The organism is Primorskyibacter flagellatus, assembly GCF_048268605.1.
GTDB classification, from domain to species: Bacteria; Pseudomonadota; Alphaproteobacteria; order Rhodobacterales; family Rhodobacteraceae; genus Primorskyibacter; species Primorskyibacter flagellatus.
This window is the reverse complement of record NZ_JBLWVF010000008.1, coordinates 123,311-138,122: the sequence shown is the minus strand read 5'-3', so window position 1 is coordinate 138,122 and position 14,812 is coordinate 123,311. Positions and strand designations below refer to the sequence as shown.

Here is a 14,812-nt window from a genome sequence, read left to right as displayed (position 1 = left end):
CACCCGCCCGTGTCAGGCCTGCCGATTGGTGGCGGGGTGAGGGTGCGCAATATCGGCGCAAGGCAGGTTAGGTCGCTGCCTCTGTTGCAGCGGGGTTGAACCCGCCCCGCCCGGAAATCGCCCGCGCTGCACGGTCGTTGCCCTGCCGAAGCGATGCCTCGACTCCCGCGCCATCAAGCCAGGCATTCAGAAAACCTGCATTGAACGCGTCCCCCGCGCCGGTCGTGTCAACCGGCGTCACGGCGATGGCGGGCGCGGCCATTGCCGTATCACCATGCCCGGCGCTTGCACCTTCAGCGCCGCGCTTAATCACGTCAAGGCTGGACCAGGGCGGCGGCAGCCCTGCGGCGACAAGGCGTTGCGCCTCGACAGCATTGGGCAGGAAAACATCGACCTGTGCGATCAGCGGCGCTGCACCTTTGGCGTCCAGCGTTTCGTCCCACGCGCAGTCAAGTGACAGGGTCAGCCCGGCATCGCGGGCGGCGTCGATCAGCCAGGGGCATTCCACCAGCGTCGCCAACTCTCCGATATGCATATGCCGGGACCCGCGCAGATCGCCAGCCGTCAGGCGCGGCAGGGCGGGACCGGCCCGGCGGGTGACGAAGGCGCGGTCGTCCGTACCCGTCAACACCACGGTAATTTGCGGATCATTGCCGTCAGTTGCTGCGCGGCACAGGCTCAGGTCCAACCCGGCATGCGCCAGATCACCGGAAACGACTGCGTCAAACGGTGCGCCGGGCAAGGTCGCCGCAAGCGCCGCGTGCCGCCCCAAGGCCCCGAAATGCGCCGCTGTTATGAACGCTCCGCCGCCCGCGTGAAGGCCCAGACCAGCAGCGTAGATTTCTGTCCCCATGCTGGGCAGGCGCGGCACGCCGGTGAAGATCAGGTCGCAATACAACCGTCCCGCACAGACCACGGCCCCTTCAAGGCTCACCGCAGGGCCTCGCCGGTTTCGGCGTCGAACAGATGCAGGTTCTCCAGCGCCGCTGTCAGCGTAACCTCTTCACCCACCTCGGGCGGGGTGCGCCCATCCGCCTTTGCGATCACTTCTTCGCCTTCGCGCCCGACATAGATCAGCGTTTCGGCCCCAAGCGGTTCGCGGACCAGCACCGGCCCCCGCACCAGCGCCGGGCCGTCACCGGGGTAAAGATCCTCCGGGCGTACGCCGACGACCACCGCCTGACCCGGCGTGGCACCCTTGTCCAACCGAACCTCTGAACCGCTTTCCAACCGGATTTTACCGCCATCTCCGACCACACCGGCCAGCATATTCATCGACGGCGCGCCGATGAAACGCGCGACAAATGTATTTGCCGGATGATGATAGACATCAGAGGGCGTGCCGACCTGTTGGATATGCCCGTCCTTCATGATGACGATCCGGTCGGCCATGGTCATCGCCTCGACCTGATCGTGGGTAACGAAGATAATCGTATTGCCAACCCGCTGGTGCAGTTTCTTGATCTCCAGCCGCATCTGCGTGCGCAGTTGCGCATCCAGATTGCTGAGCGGCTCGTCAAACAGGAACACCGCCGGGTCGCGCACCATGGCCCGCCCGATGGCGACGCGCTGGCGCTGCCCGCCTGACAACTGGCTGGGCTTGCGGTCCAGAAGGTCGGTCATGCCAAGGATCACGGCAACCTCGTCGATCCGGCGCTCCTTGTCGGCGCGCGGCATCTTGGCGGTGCGAAGCCCGAAGCCGATATTCTTGCGCACCGTCATATGCGGATAGATCGCGTAATTCTGGAACACCATGGCGATGTCGCGCTCTTTGGGTTCAAGATTGTTTACCACGCGCCCGGCGATGGACACCTCCCCCGAAGTGATTTCCTCCAGCCCCGCTATCATCCGCAAGGTGGTGGACTTGCCACAGCCCGAAGGCCCGACAAAAACCACGAATTCGCCATCCTCCACGTCAAGGCTGATACCGTGCAGCACTTGCGTCTTGTCATAGCGTTTCACCAGATCGCGGATCGACAGATCGGCCATTCTTTACCCCTCAAGGATCGTCGTGAAGGCGGCCTGAAGGCGTGCCTTGGCATTTCTGTGGCGTGTGGCGCGAGCGTCCATCGCGGCACGCTGCGACGTCGCCGTCCGGCCGTAGCCATCCAGCGCTGCGGCCAGCGCGGCCGGTGCGGGACCACCGGGGCGGTCGCGCCGCGCGATAAAGGTTTCGGGCGATACGGCATGGACGAATGCAGCCTTGTCCAGCTTCGGCGCTCGTCCGGCGGCGTGTTCAAATGCGTCGGAAAAGGCGTCGAACCCCTGCCCAAGCGGCACACCCGCAGCGATCACGGCCCGCGCGGTGGCGGCGGCGATCTCATGCGCTTGACGGAAACTCAGCCCTTCGTCGCGCACCAGCGTATCGGCCAGTTCGGTGATGGTGATGCAGGCGGCATCCGTGGTGGCGCGCACCCGGTCTGCATTGACCGACACAGCCGGGATCAACGCGCCCAGCAGCGACAGCACCCGACCGCCCCGGTCGAAGGCGGCATAGCCTGCGGCCTGCACTTCGCCCTCGGAATCGTTCATGTCGGTGAAGGGCGTGTTGTGCATCGTGCTGATGACAGCCTCGCACTGCCCGCAGGTGACGCTAGCCAGGTGGCGCAGATGTTCGATCGGGACCGGGTTGCGTTTTTGTGGCATGATAGAGCTGATCTGCACAAGGCTGTTGGGCACGTAGAGCTGCCCGACCTCGAAGGCAGTCCAGAACTGCATGTCCTGAATGACGCGGCCCAGATGCAGAAACATCAGCCGGATCGCGGAATACAGCCCCGTCACATAGTCCACCGCCGCGATACAGCCGTAGGAATTCAGCAGCGGACCTTCGAAACCGAGAAGCTCGGCAACCCTGTGCCGGTCAATCGGAAACCCGCTGGTGGTAATTGCTGCCGCCCCCATCGGGCAATGCTCCAGCCCGTCAGCGGCGGCATCCAGACGGGCAATGTCGCGCTTCAAGACCTCGATCACCGCGCCAAGGTAATGGCCGAAGGTCGTGGGCTGGGCGGGCTGGCCGTGGGTATAGGCGACAATCGGCGTGGCGGCCTCGGCCTGGGCCTTGGCAATCAGCGCATCCGTCAGATCCAGCGCCTGTCGCATCAGATGCGCCGTGCGGCTGCGCAGGGCCAGCTTGAACAGCGTGTGGTCCATATCATTGCGCGACCGTGCCGTGTGCAGCGCGCCGCCCAGATCGCCCAGCCGCTTGCGTAACTCGGACTCGACAAGGAAAAAGTAGTCCTCATGCTCTCCGGTATAGCAAAGCGCAGCGATGTCGGTCTCGGCCTCAATGTCGATCAGCGACTGCGCGATGGAACGTGCCGCCGCAGGGGGCAGGATGCCGGTTTCGGACAACATCACCAGATGCGCCCGATTGAGCGCGCCCATATGGGCCGCATAATGGGTTTTGACTCCCTCAAACAGCGGTGCCAGCACCGTGTCACGATAGACCGGATCAGGGAAACGCGAGGTATCCGTCATCCCTTCAACCCCGCCATGACGACGCCCTGGATGATGTAGCGTTGGAAGATCAGGAACACGACCAGCGTTGGAATGGTAGAAATTGCAGCGCCGGTCATGATCAACTCCCACGCGACGTCTGCCTCATCGCCGAAGGATGAAAGGCCAACGGGCAGCGTGTACATCTCGACCGAATTGGTCACGATCAGCGGCCAGATGAAGGCGGTCCAATTGCCGAGGAACACAAAGATCGCAAGCGCCGCCAGCGCCGGCTTCACCAACGGCATGGCCACCGTCCACCAGATTTGTAGCTCGTTCAGCCCGTCGATGCGCGCCGCCTCGATAAAATCATCCGGCACGGTTTCAAAGAATTGCTTCATCAGGAAGCTGCCGAAGGCGGTCATCAGGCCGGGGAACATGATGCCCCAATAAGTGTCCAGCCAGCCCAGTTGCTGGCTCATCAGATACCACGGGATCACCAGCATCTCTGTCGGGATCATCAGCGTCGACAGGATCGCGATGAACACGATGTAACGGCCGGGAAACCGGAACTTGCACAGCGTGTAGCCGACAAGACTGTCAAACAGCACGTTCGACACCGTCGTGACCACGGCGATGACGATGGAGTTGATAAACCAGCCGTAGAACCGCCCATCCTCCAGCACATAGGTGTAGTTTTCCAGATGCGGCTCGTCAGGGATCAGTTGCAGATTGTAAACTTCATGCGGCCATTTCAGCGAGGTCGAGATCATGTAGGCGATCGGCATGACCATCGCGATGCCGCCCAGAAACAGTAGCGTCCAACGCAGGATCTGGCCCAAATTGGCCGGTCGCCGCGGAGGGGCGGCATGCAGCAGCGCATCTGCATTTGGGCGGATCTCTTCGGTCACGGCCATCTAGATCGTGTCCCTTCGGGTTTGAACAGCGACCGTGATCGCGGAGGAAAGTGCTGATTGAGTATCCATGCTCAGCGGTCCCTCATGATCCAGAGTTGAAACAGGCTGACCAGCAACAGCACGATGAACAGCACCACGGTCTGCGCCGCAGCATAGCCCATGTCGAAGGAACTGAATGCGGTCTGATAGATCATCAGCACCAGCGGCTTTGTCGAGTTTAGCGGTCCGCCGGGGTTGTTCGTGGTCATGTTGAAAACATGATCGAAGATCCGCAGGAAACCGATGGACGAGAAAACCACCAGAAACACGATTGTCGGCCTCAGGAGCGGCAGCGTGATCTCCCACAAAACCGTCCAGGTCGAGACGCCATCAATGCGCGCGGCCTCGTAATAGCTGCGCGGAATGGCGCGTAGGCCGGCCATGAAGATGATGACCTGAAAGCCCAGACCGGCCCAGACAGCAGGGGCAAGGATCGCGGGCAGCGCATTGGTCGTCGAGTTCAGGAAGTTGATCTGTGGGATACCTATGCTGGCCAGCGCGTTATTGAACAGCCCTACCGGGACCGGCTGATAAAACCAGCGCCAGACCCAGGCCATAGCGACGGCGCTGGTCATAAACGGCAGGAAATACAGCATCCGCAGAAAGCCGTGCATGAACCGCACCTTGTCGAGATGGTAGGCAATGCCAAACGCCACCACCAGGCTGACGGGCGTGCCCAGCAGTAGATAGATGAAGGTGTTGCGGAACACCTGCCAGAAGACCGGATCGGACAGCAGCGTGGTATAGTTGTCCAGCCCCGTCCATGTGCGCGTACCCAGCAGATTCCAGTCCTGAAAGCTGATCAGCATCGCGTTGCCGGTCGGGTAAAATCGGATGACCGAATAGAACAGCACCGGCAGGGCCAGAAATGCCCAGGCCCAGACGATCTGTTTTTGCTTGATGGTCAGGTTTCGATACATGTCAGGACGGCCCCGGAATTACGCCCCGGATTTGCGGGGCGGGTTGGTCCCGGCGCGCAAGGGCACGCCGGGACCGAAGACGCAGGCTCAGTTCCCGCTATAGTAATCGTCGAGGATTTTTTGCTCGGCTTCGGCGGCAGTTGTCAGGCTTTCACCCGGATCCATGCCTTCAAGCGTGATGCGTTCGACCATTTCAACCATCGCCTGCCGCTGGCCGCTTTCATCCGCAAACTTCGTGGTGTGTGCATATTCCAGACCACGGATGAACGGGCCAAAAACCGGGTCATTCGCATTGGTCTCGGTCATGCCGACGGATGGCTTGGCGGGCAGTTCTCCGACCACGTCCAGCCAGACCTGCATCGCCTCGTCCGAAGTGACGTATTGCATGAACTTGACCGCGGCATCGTATTTTTCGCCCTCGGCCTTGGTTGTGATCGCGTTGACCCAATAGGACGAATAGTTGGAACGCATCCCATCCGCATTGGCGGGCAGTTCGGTCACGCCCCATTTCAGGCCCCGCGTGCTTTCCAGCGCGCCGATGCGAAACGATCCGTCGATATGCATGCCTGCGCGGCCCGCCTTGAACGCGGCCTGCGGTTCATCCATGAAGTTGAACGCGGTGACAGGGTTTTCATCCGTTGCCAGACCGACATAGAAATCCAGCGCCTTGCGCCCGGCCTCGGTGTCGTAATTCACTGTCTTGTAGTCATCAAGGTAAGGCTCGCCGCCGAACTGACGCACCAGCACTTCGCGCCACCAGTGGTGATCCTGCGCCGTCATCCCTGCGGTCAACCCGACCTGAGTGATGTTGCCAGCGCCGTCGACCTTGGTCATGGCCTGCGCGGCGGCGATCAACTCGTCCAGATTGGTGGGCGGCTCGACACCGGCCTCTTCCATCAGACGTTCGTTGTAGAACAGCGCAAGGCTGCGGACGGCGGTCGGCAGCGCCCAGTACTGGCCATCGCCTTTCATCGCCTGCACCATCGGGAAGAACTCTGCGTCGATAGCCTCTACCGGGAACGCATCTCCGGGCAGCGGCTGGATCAGGTCGGCACCGACATAGTCATTCAACCAGCCATAGAACAGTTGCACCACATCCGGGCCTTCACCGGCAGGAATGGCGGCGGCGACCTTGGTACGGTAATCTGCATACGGGAAATGCGTCATCTTGACGGTGATGTCGGGGTTGGCAGCCTCGAACTTCTCGATCAGCTGGTCCATTGCAGCGACGCGGGCGTCGAAAAAGTACTGCCAGTATTCGATCTCGACCGCCTGAGCGGGGGTCGTTGTCAGCGACGCGGCACCGGCGGCAGTTGCCACGGCCCAAGCCTTCAATGTCGGAAATGCCATCGGAGTCTCCCTGTTTTGTCGTGGCCGTGACCCGCGTCTGGCGTAGGTCCGGACCTTGGCTTCGTTTAACTCAACCAGCTTGAGTATTCAAGAAGATTGAGTTAATCGAGTTCCATGAGCGCATCTCACCGCCAAATTCCGGGTGTCAACGCCGAACGCACCCGCAGTCACAACCGGCAGATGGTGCTGGGCAGCGTCCGCGCGGCTGGCGCGATTGGACGGGCAGAGATTGCGCGCGCGTCGGGCCTGTCCACACAGGCAGTGTCAAACATCATCGCGGACATGTTGGCGGACGGAATGCTGCGCGAACATGGCCGCCGCACCGGCGGACGCGGCCTGCCAGTGCAGCAATATGCGATCAACCCCTCTGGCGGGTACGGGCTGGGGATCGAGATCCGGCCCAACGCTGTCTTTTCGGCGCTGATTGACCTGACCGGAACGACCAAACACAGCCACCGGACAGAACTTACAAACAATGAGCCGAAAACCGTGCTGGCAGAGGTCGCGGCTCACAAGTTCCGCGCTTTGAATGACACGGGCGTGCGCGAAACATCGGTATTGGGCGCGGGCGTCGTCATGCCCGGACCCTTTGGCGCGACCGGTATCCAGAACAGCGGCTCTGACCTGCCGGGCTGGCAGGATATAGATCCGCAAGGTTTGCTGGAGGACGCGCTTCACCTGCCGATTTTCGTCGAAAACGACGCCAATGCCAGCGCCATGGCGGAACGGATTTCCGGCGTCGCGCAAGGGCTGGAGACCTTCGCCTTCCTTTATTTCGGGCAGGGGCTGGGCCTGGGGTTGCTGCAAGGCGGAAGGCTGGTCTCTGGCGCGTTTGGTAATGCGGGCGAGATCGGCCATATCCCGGTGATCGCGCAGGGCGTACCAGTCGCATTGGAAAGCTGCGTCAGCCGGCTGTCGGTGCAGGCACATTTGTCCGCCCACGGGATCGACGCGCGCGATATGGATGATCTGAGCCGGCTCTACGCGCAATCCGCACCGCCCTTGCTGGAATGGCTCGATACCGCTGTGCAGCCTTTTTCTGCCGCCATCGGCATTATCGAAAACCTCTTCGATCCACAGGTCGTGATCCTTGGCGGCGCCATGCCGGATGCGGTGCTGGACCATCTTATCGCCGCGGTGCGCCTGCCCGACCGGTCCGTGTCCAACCGTGCCGACCGCAGGCAGCCTCGGCTGATGCGCGGCACGTCGGGGCGCATGACTGCCACACTGGGTGCCGCGGCCCTTGTTCTTAACCAGGCGTTCACCCCGATGATCGCCGCAAGCCGGTAGGCCCCCATGCCCACACCAGACCAGACCCGCCTTGATACTGCACGCGCGCATTCGCGCATCCTTGATCTGTGGTTCGCGCTGCGCCCGCTGACCAGCGTGGTGCGGCTGATGAATTCCGGGGCCCACCCCGATGACGAGACGTCTTCGATGCTGGCGGCCCTTGGGCTGCGCGACGGCGTCAACCTGTCCTATGCCTGCTCGACCCGGGGAGAAGGCGGTCAGAACGACATCGGCATTGAAGCGGGGGCCGATCTCGGCGCGCTGCGCACCAAGGAGATGGAGCGCGCCTGCGATATCCTCAATATGCGGATGTATTGGCATGGAGTCTCTGCCGATGATCCGATCACCGATTTCGGGTTCTCCAAAAGCGGCGAAGAAACCCTAGGGCGCTGGGGCAAAGACGCGCTGAGGGCGCGGTTCGTCCAGATCGTGCGAACCGAACGACCGGATATCCTGATCCCGACCTTCCTCGACATTCCCGGTCAGCACGGCCACCACCGCGCCATGACCGCCGCCGCGCATCAGGTGATGCAGGCCGCCGCCGATCCGGAATTCGCCTGCGACTTGCCACCGTGGCAGATTTCCAAACTTTATTTGCCAGCCTGGTCCGGCGCAGGCCAGGCCTATGACGATGACGAACCACCGCCCCCCGCCACGCTGGAAGTGCCTGCGACCGGGCGTGATCCGGTCAGCGGCTGGCCGTATGCCCGGATTGGACAGATGTCCCGCGCCTTTCACCGGACACAAGGGATGGGGCGCTGGGTGCCTGCCGGTGCCGGACAGGACTGGCCGCTGCATCTGGCGGAAAGCCACGTCTCTGGACCTGATCTGGCTGTCACTGACGGGTTGCCGGAAAATCTGGCGGATCTGGCGTCGCTGGCACCTGCAATCGGTCCAGACCTGCACACTGCGCAGAAAGCGATTGCTGCGGCTGTCGCCGGATTTCCGGACTTTGCCACAATCGCCGTGCAGGCACGCACCGCCTATGACCATGTGGTGGCGGCCGAACATGCCTGTCCGCCGGAAGCTGCCCCGCTGATCGCGCACAGGCTTGCCGCCAAACGTGTGCAGCTTGGCCACGTCCTGCGTCTGGCCCTGGGGATCGAGGCACGCGCGCGCATCAGCGACATGTGGCTGCGGCCCGGCGCGCAAACGACGCTGGAGGTGGAGTGTGAGCCCGGCGACGCGCCTGATCTGACCGTCACGCCCGATCTGCCTGATGGGTGGCAGGTCGATGGCGACAGCCTGCACATCGACGAGGCCGCAAGGCCAAGTGATGGGTATCGCGCCGCATATGATCCTGCCGACCCGCCCGTCCCGGCGCTGCATCTGGACATTGGCGGGGCAAGCGTCCGTGTCCCGTTCGAGCGGCCGCCGGTTATCCTGAGCACGCGTGCTGCCACCCTGACCCCGCATGCAGAGGTGATCAACCTTGCCACACAGCGGCGTCAGATTGCGGTGTCCCTGTCAGATTTGCACCCATCGGAGGCCAAGCCATCGCTGGCCCTGCCAACCGGCTGGCAGGCCGAGCGCACCGATGCCGGCCTGACACTCCGCCTGCCGAAAACCACAGCACAGGGCCTCTATCACCTGCCGCTGCTTCTGGACGGACAAGCCGCAACCAGCGAGACCCGCATAGACCACCCGCATATCGACCCCACGATGCAAAGCCGCCCGGCCGCGCTATCGGTCCGGGTTCTGCACGCCGACCTGCCGCCTGCTCGTGTTGCCTATATCGGCAGCGGCCACGACCGTGTGGCGCATTGGCTGGGGGCGCTTGGCGTCGATGTAACGGATCTGTCTGACGCCGATCTGGACAGTGATGCCGCCTTCGCGCCCTTTGATACGGTGGTGATCGGTATCTTCGCCCTGCGTTTTCGCCCCGGTTTGCTTGAAGCGATGCCGCGTCTTCACGCCTGGGTGCGGGCGGGGGGGCATCTGGTGACGCTGTATCATCGGCCTTGGGACAACTGGACGCCCGAAACCACGCCCCCGCTTCGGCTGGAGATCGGACAGCCTTCGCTGCGCTGGCGCGTCACGGACGAGGCAGCCCCTGTGACGCAGGTTCAGGACCATCCGCTTTTGTCATCCCCCAACAAGATCGGCCCGGAGGATTGGAACGGCTGGCACAAGGAGAGGGGGCTGTATTTCGCTAAAAGCTGGGATCCGGCCTATGCCACCCCGCTGGAAATGAACGACCCGGAAGAGGCCCCGCTGAAAGGCGCATTGCTGAGCGCCGAGGTCGGCAAGGGTCGGCACAGCCATTCCTCGCTTATCCTGCATCATCAGATGGCCCGACTGGTGCCGGGCGCATTCCGGTTGATGGCGAACCTGACCGCCCCCGCTACCCGATGACAGAACAGCCGCCGCGCGACAATCTGCGTGGCGCGGCCTGGCTGTTCGCGGATATGGGGCTGAACATCTGGGCGCTGAGCATCGTCAAGGCGCTTGGCCTTGGTTATCCGCCCGCGCAGATCGTGTTCCTGCGGGCAGCGGTCGGTCTTATGCTGCTGACACCGCTGATCCTGCGCAAACGGTCGGCCTTTCGCAACGTGCCGCAGCCCTGGTTCCAAATGCTGCGCGTGGCGCTGTCAGCCGTCACGCTGACCGCCAGCTATTTCGCCATCGCGCGGGTGCCGCTTGCACTTTACACGACGATGAACTTCACCCGTCCGATGGTGGTCATGCTGCTCGCCGCGGTCGTGCTTCGCGAACGCATCACGGCCCGCCAATGGGGGGCAGCGGCGCTCGCCATGACCGGGATCGTGATAGCGACGGATCCCGCCGCGACACCCTTGGGGGCCGGGCTTGCCGCGCTGTTATTGGTGGTCTTGACCGGATCCGGCGCAGTGATCGTGACACGGGCGCTGCGCGGCACGCCCGAGATCGTGATGATGACATTCTACACCGTCGGGCTGGGTCTCTGTACCCTGCCTTTCGCGTTGACCGACTGGGTCGCAGTACCTGCGGATGAACTGCCGGTTCTGCTGCTGATCGGAGTGTTCGCTCAGGCCGGACAGCTGTGTTTCCTAAGGGCGCATTTTCTGGGCGAAGCAGGTGTATTGTCGGTGCTGGGATATGCGAGCCTGCTGGTTTCGGTCACTGTCGGCTACCTGCTGTTCGACGAAGTGCCCGGCCCACGGTTTTTCGCAGGGGCGACTTTGGTCGTCGTCGCGGCGCTTACACTTGGCCTTCGGGGACGGCGGCGCGGGCGCGGCGCGGGCGATTCGGGGCGCCAACCCGGCCGTTAAGCACCTCCCGCGACACTATGTTCGCGCGCCAAGACCCTGATCTGCTTAACCTTATTTTAACCACAACCAGGTCCGACTATGTCACAAGACGCAGCATGAGCGTTGACGGGTGCAGACAGTTCAAATACAACGCAGGGGTGCCCTACGATTTGCTGATTACACTTTTTTGGTGCAGTTTCGTTGCGAAAAGGAAACATTAATGTCGAACATAGGCGGCAAAGCCTATGCGATGAATGTGGTCACGCCGAGCAATCCCAAAATTACCTGGGTCAATCGGCTGCTGTTCATGGCATCTCGTGGATTACCAAAAAACCTGATGGGCTTGCTTGGCCTTTCGATCATTCATTTTGCCCGCTGGGTGATCATCCGGCCAAACGAATGGCCCGACCTTGGTCAAGGAAAACAAACCGTGAAGAACGACTACATGTTGTTCTGTTCCAATTTCAACGGAACCTGGGACCAGTATATTGATGCGTTTTCAGACGGTATCCCGAAGGGCCTGAACCTGTTCTGGTACTCGGCCACCAAGTATCCGCAATCAATTCCGGTGACGACGTTCAAAACATATATCACCTATAATCAGGTCAATACGGATTACTATTACAACGCGACGCCTGGCTCGGCACAACGCGACATCAAATCCAGCCTTCGCGTCTATGATGCCGTCCTGCAACTGGCCAAGTCGCACGGAACGCAGTCGCCCGAAGAGTTCGCCAAAGCGTATAAAGAGACGATGTTCAGGGTCCAAAGCTGCCTTGGCGATCCGGGGATCGGCCCCGTTGCCAGCCTTGATACAGAGCGCGCAGACATCAATCGCGGCGCTTATGTCAGGAATGCCCAGCAGACCTTCGACAGCGAACGAACCTAAACAAACTGAGGATTGCCTCATGCCGGATCTTGATACAGGTCATCTGTTCCTGACGACCCTCGCACCGATCAAGGCCGGAAAGGCCGGGGACGGGTCGAACACCTCCTGCGAGCAGATAGTGAGGGCAACGCTGGCAATGCTTCCCACAGCATTGCAGTCCCCCGCAACGCAAAATACCGGATTGAACAGCCCGTTTTCGCGCAACAAACGCACGCATTTGGCGCGCATGTTCGTGCTGGGCGATGTCATCTATAACGGGCGTAACGCGCAGAACCCGGTCGTGGCCACGGCGAAGGGCATCAACCCGGTAGAGCCGCAGGAAATCGACAAGCTGAACGCGGCCTATCTGGTGTTTTGCGCCGATATTGATGCCGTTACCGAAGATGGCGCGCCGCTGCCGCACAATCTGACCGCCGAAGAACAGACCGAAGTGCGCAAATCCTATGCCCGCAAGCTGTGGGATACGATGGGCCCGGAACTGGAAGAAATCTATCGCAATTGCGTGGGGTTCGATGGCGTCGACTCGGCCGATGGGTTTGCCGAATACCTCGACCGGTGCCATGTCGAAACGACGATGCCCTTCCACGATTATTACCTGAAACTGCCCAAATTCAACGAGCTTTCGGTCCCCAAGCTTCTGGCAGCCATCCTGGTGCCAGCCGGGATCGGGCTGCTCGCGCTGGTGCTTTGGCTGTTCGGCATGTCCAGCCTGTTGGGCATCAGCACGCTGCTATTGTTCGTCCTTGGCGTCATCATCGCCGCCGTGGCTGCGGTGCTAAGTGCCAGATACGCGCTGAGCAACGGCAGCAAACCCCTGCCGCCCGGCGAATATGACGATCTGCCATCGGTCCTGAAGGCGCTTTACGTCCAGCAGACCTTTGCGGATTTCGCCATCGACCATCAGGGCGCGGATGCGGACAAGATTTACGAGGATTTCGGGGCTTTTCTCGAAACCCACAAACCTGCAGACAAGATGTCACCGACGCAGAATCCCGGCGTGATCTCCATCACGGCCGAGGGCGGCCTTTCAAGCTAGGATTGAAATTCAACCATGACACGCAGCCTGAATCTGGACGACATACAAGGCAATGTGATCCGCGCCTATGGACGCTACTCCTTTCCTTTCGCACGGTATTTCTTTCTAAACATTTCTGATTGCGGCAAAGGGCGGAAATTCATCGAGGCGGTGCGCCAGAAGGTGACCACCGGGGCCACTTGGCCCGAAGGCGGCAAGCCGCCGGTGACGATGAATATCGGCTTTACGTTTCTGGGGCTTCTGAAAATGCAGATCCCAGAACGGACCCTGCGCGACATGCCCGAAGACTTCATCTCTGGCATGAAGAACCGCGCTTTCATCCTTGGCGATCGCGATGTGACCAAAACCGAGGCTGAATCGGTCGGATGGGACAAGCACTGGGATCCGATCTGGCAGGGCAACCGGGTTGGCGACGGCGACGATACCGACAACGTCCATATCTGGATCTCAATGAATGCGCAGCTTCGCACCTTGGGGCAGGATGAACCCGTCGCTGAACTGGAAGAGCAGACCCAATGGCTAAGGGATCTGTGCAAGGATCTGGATCAGGGCGTCCGCATCCTGACCAATAACGGCAAGAACGGCGATCAGGAATATCAGGCATCCTCTGCCGTGTTTCAGGAAAAAAACGGCGTCAAACTTCCCACGCCCAAGGAACATTTCGGCTTTTCCGATGGCATCGGCGATCCGGTCTACAAAGGTCAGTACGCGCCGGAGCTTGAAAAGACAGCCGTGATCGGCCGCGGCAAACGCATGAGCCCGGAAACCGGCTGGGAACCGATCGAGGCGGGCGAGTTCATTCTGGGCCACCCCGATGAAAGCCAGGAGTTGCCCCCCGCCGCCGCCCCGCCGGAATTCACGCGCAACTCTACCTTCATGGCATATCGCAAGCTGCACGAGAACGTCGGCACCTTCGATGAGGTGATGCGCGAAGAGGCCAAGACATTCGCCGCCCATCAAGGCGTCTCGGAGATCGAAGCCCGCGAAACCCTGCATGCCAAGATGTGCGGGCGCTGGTCGGACGGCGTGCCGATTTCAGTGGTGCCAACGTATGAGGAATGGATCGCGTTTGGCGACAAGATGGGGTTCAACGACGCGGACCCAGTGAAAGCGCTGGAAAATCAGGTAGCCTATCTTCGGTCCCCTGCTTCGTCGGATTTTGTCTATGCCGACGATATGCTTGGCTACAAGAACCCTGTAGGATCGCATCTGCGGCGCATGAACACGCGCGACTATCTTGATCCGCTCAACAAGATCGGGATCGACCCCGAGACCGGCGAGCAGCACAGGAACGAAAGCGCAACCTCGGCCCTTAACAAACGCCGCCGGATCCTGCGGCGTGGTTTGCCCTACGGGCCGCGAGTCGGCGAAGCCAAAACCGACGATACCGAGCAGGGCGTCACCATGATCATCATGTGTGCCAGCCTGTCGCGTCAGTTTGAGTTCGTGCAGCAACAGTGGATCCAATACGGGCTGGATTTTCATCAGGGCAACGACACCTGCCCCATGCTTGGCAATCACGACCGCCACAAACGCTTTACGATCACGTCCGATCCGAAATCCGGCAAGAACCCTTATGTGATGAGCAAGCTAAAGACCTTTGTCGAATGCCGCGGCGGGGATTACTTCTTCATACCCTCGATGACCGCCTTGCGGATGATGGCCATGGGCACTGTCGACGCGACATGACCAAACAATGCCGAAAG

The 14,812-nt window shown here is 61.3% G+C and carries 12 protein-coding genes; 6 read left to right on the top strand and 6 right to left on the bottom strand.

What is annotated here, in order from left to right; genetic code table 11:
• Nucleotides 1-67: 67 nt before the first annotated feature.
• The 6 genes from ACN0WV_RS11140 to ACN0WV_RS11115 all read right to left on the bottom strand — a co-directional run bounded on the left by ACN0WV_RS11140 (nt 68) and on the right by ACN0WV_RS11115 (nt 6,661).
• Nucleotides 68-934, bottom strand: a complete 867-nt coding sequence (locus tag ACN0WV_RS11140; protein ID WP_417605774.1) for a carbohydrate kinase family protein — start codon at nt 932-934, stop codon at nt 68-70.
• Nucleotides 931-1,989 (bottom strand): ABC transporter ATP-binding protein, encoded by a 1,059-nt coding sequence (locus ACN0WV_RS11135; RefSeq protein ID WP_417605772.1) that lies wholly within the window; start codon nt 1,987-1,989, stop codon nt 931-933. The genes ACN0WV_RS11140 and ACN0WV_RS11135 overlap by 4 nt, the downstream gene beginning before the upstream one ends.
• Before the next feature lie 3 nt (nt 1,990-1,992).
• Nucleotides 1,993-3,477, bottom strand: a complete 1,485-nt coding sequence (gene argH, locus ACN0WV_RS11130; protein WP_417605770.1) for an argininosuccinate lyase — start codon at nt 3,475-3,477, stop codon at nt 1,993-1,995.
• Entirely contained in the window at nt 3,474-4,352 is an 879-nt protein-coding gene (locus tag ACN0WV_RS11125) for a carbohydrate ABC transporter permease (RefSeq protein WP_417605768.1), read from the bottom strand. The genes argH and ACN0WV_RS11125 overlap by 4 nt, the downstream gene beginning before the upstream one ends.
• Before the next feature lie 71 nt (nt 4,353-4,423).
• Nucleotides 4,424-5,311, bottom strand: coding sequence for a carbohydrate ABC transporter permease (locus tag ACN0WV_RS11120; RefSeq protein ID WP_084350850.1), 888 nt, complete (start codon nt 5,309-5,311; stop codon nt 4,424-4,426).
• Between the two features lie 87 nt (nt 5,312-5,398).
• The gene (locus tag ACN0WV_RS11115) at nt 5,399-6,661 is read right to left on the bottom strand and encodes an extracellular solute-binding protein (protein ID WP_417605766.1); all 1,263 of its coding nucleotides are present in this window, start codon (nt 6,659-6,661) and stop codon (nt 5,399-5,401) included.
• A gap of 114 nt (nt 6,662-6,775) precedes the next feature.
• On the opposite strand from ACN0WV_RS11115, the gene ACN0WV_RS11110 reads away from it, so the two are divergent.
• The 6 genes from ACN0WV_RS11110 (at nt 6,776) to ACN0WV_RS11085 (ending at nt 14,795) form a co-directional block, all read left to right on the top strand.
• A complete protein-coding gene (locus tag ACN0WV_RS11110) occupies nt 6,776-7,951 on the top strand; it encodes an ROK family transcriptional regulator (RefSeq protein ID WP_417605765.1) in 1,176 nt (391 codons plus the stop codon).
• Between the two features lie 6 nt (nt 7,952-7,957).
• Nucleotides 7,958-10,306 (top strand): PIG-L family deacetylase, encoded by a 2,349-nt coding sequence (locus ACN0WV_RS11105; RefSeq protein ID WP_417605763.1) that lies wholly within the window; start codon nt 7,958-7,960, stop codon nt 10,304-10,306.
• Entirely contained in the window at nt 10,303-11,202 is a 900-nt protein-coding gene (locus ACN0WV_RS11100; RefSeq protein ID WP_417605761.1) for a DMT family transporter, read from the top strand. The genes ACN0WV_RS11105 and ACN0WV_RS11100 overlap by 4 nt, the downstream gene beginning before the upstream one ends.
• A 109-nt stretch (nt 11,203-11,311) precedes the next feature.
• Nucleotides 11,312-12,070, top strand: coding sequence for a hypothetical protein (locus ACN0WV_RS11095; RefSeq protein ID WP_235866541.1), 759 nt, complete (start codon nt 11,312-11,314; stop codon nt 12,068-12,070).
• Between the two features lie 19 nt (nt 12,071-12,089).
• The gene (locus ACN0WV_RS11090) at nt 12,090-13,106 is read left to right on the top strand and encodes a hypothetical protein (protein WP_417605759.1); all 1,017 of its coding nucleotides are present in this window, start codon (nt 12,090-12,092) and stop codon (nt 13,104-13,106) included.
• Nucleotides 13,107-13,121: 15 nt separating this feature from the next.
• Entirely contained in the window at nt 13,122-14,795 is a 1,674-nt protein-coding gene (locus ACN0WV_RS11085; protein WP_417605757.1) for a Dyp-type peroxidase, read from the top strand.
• Nucleotides 14,796-14,812 lie beyond the last annotated feature (17 nt).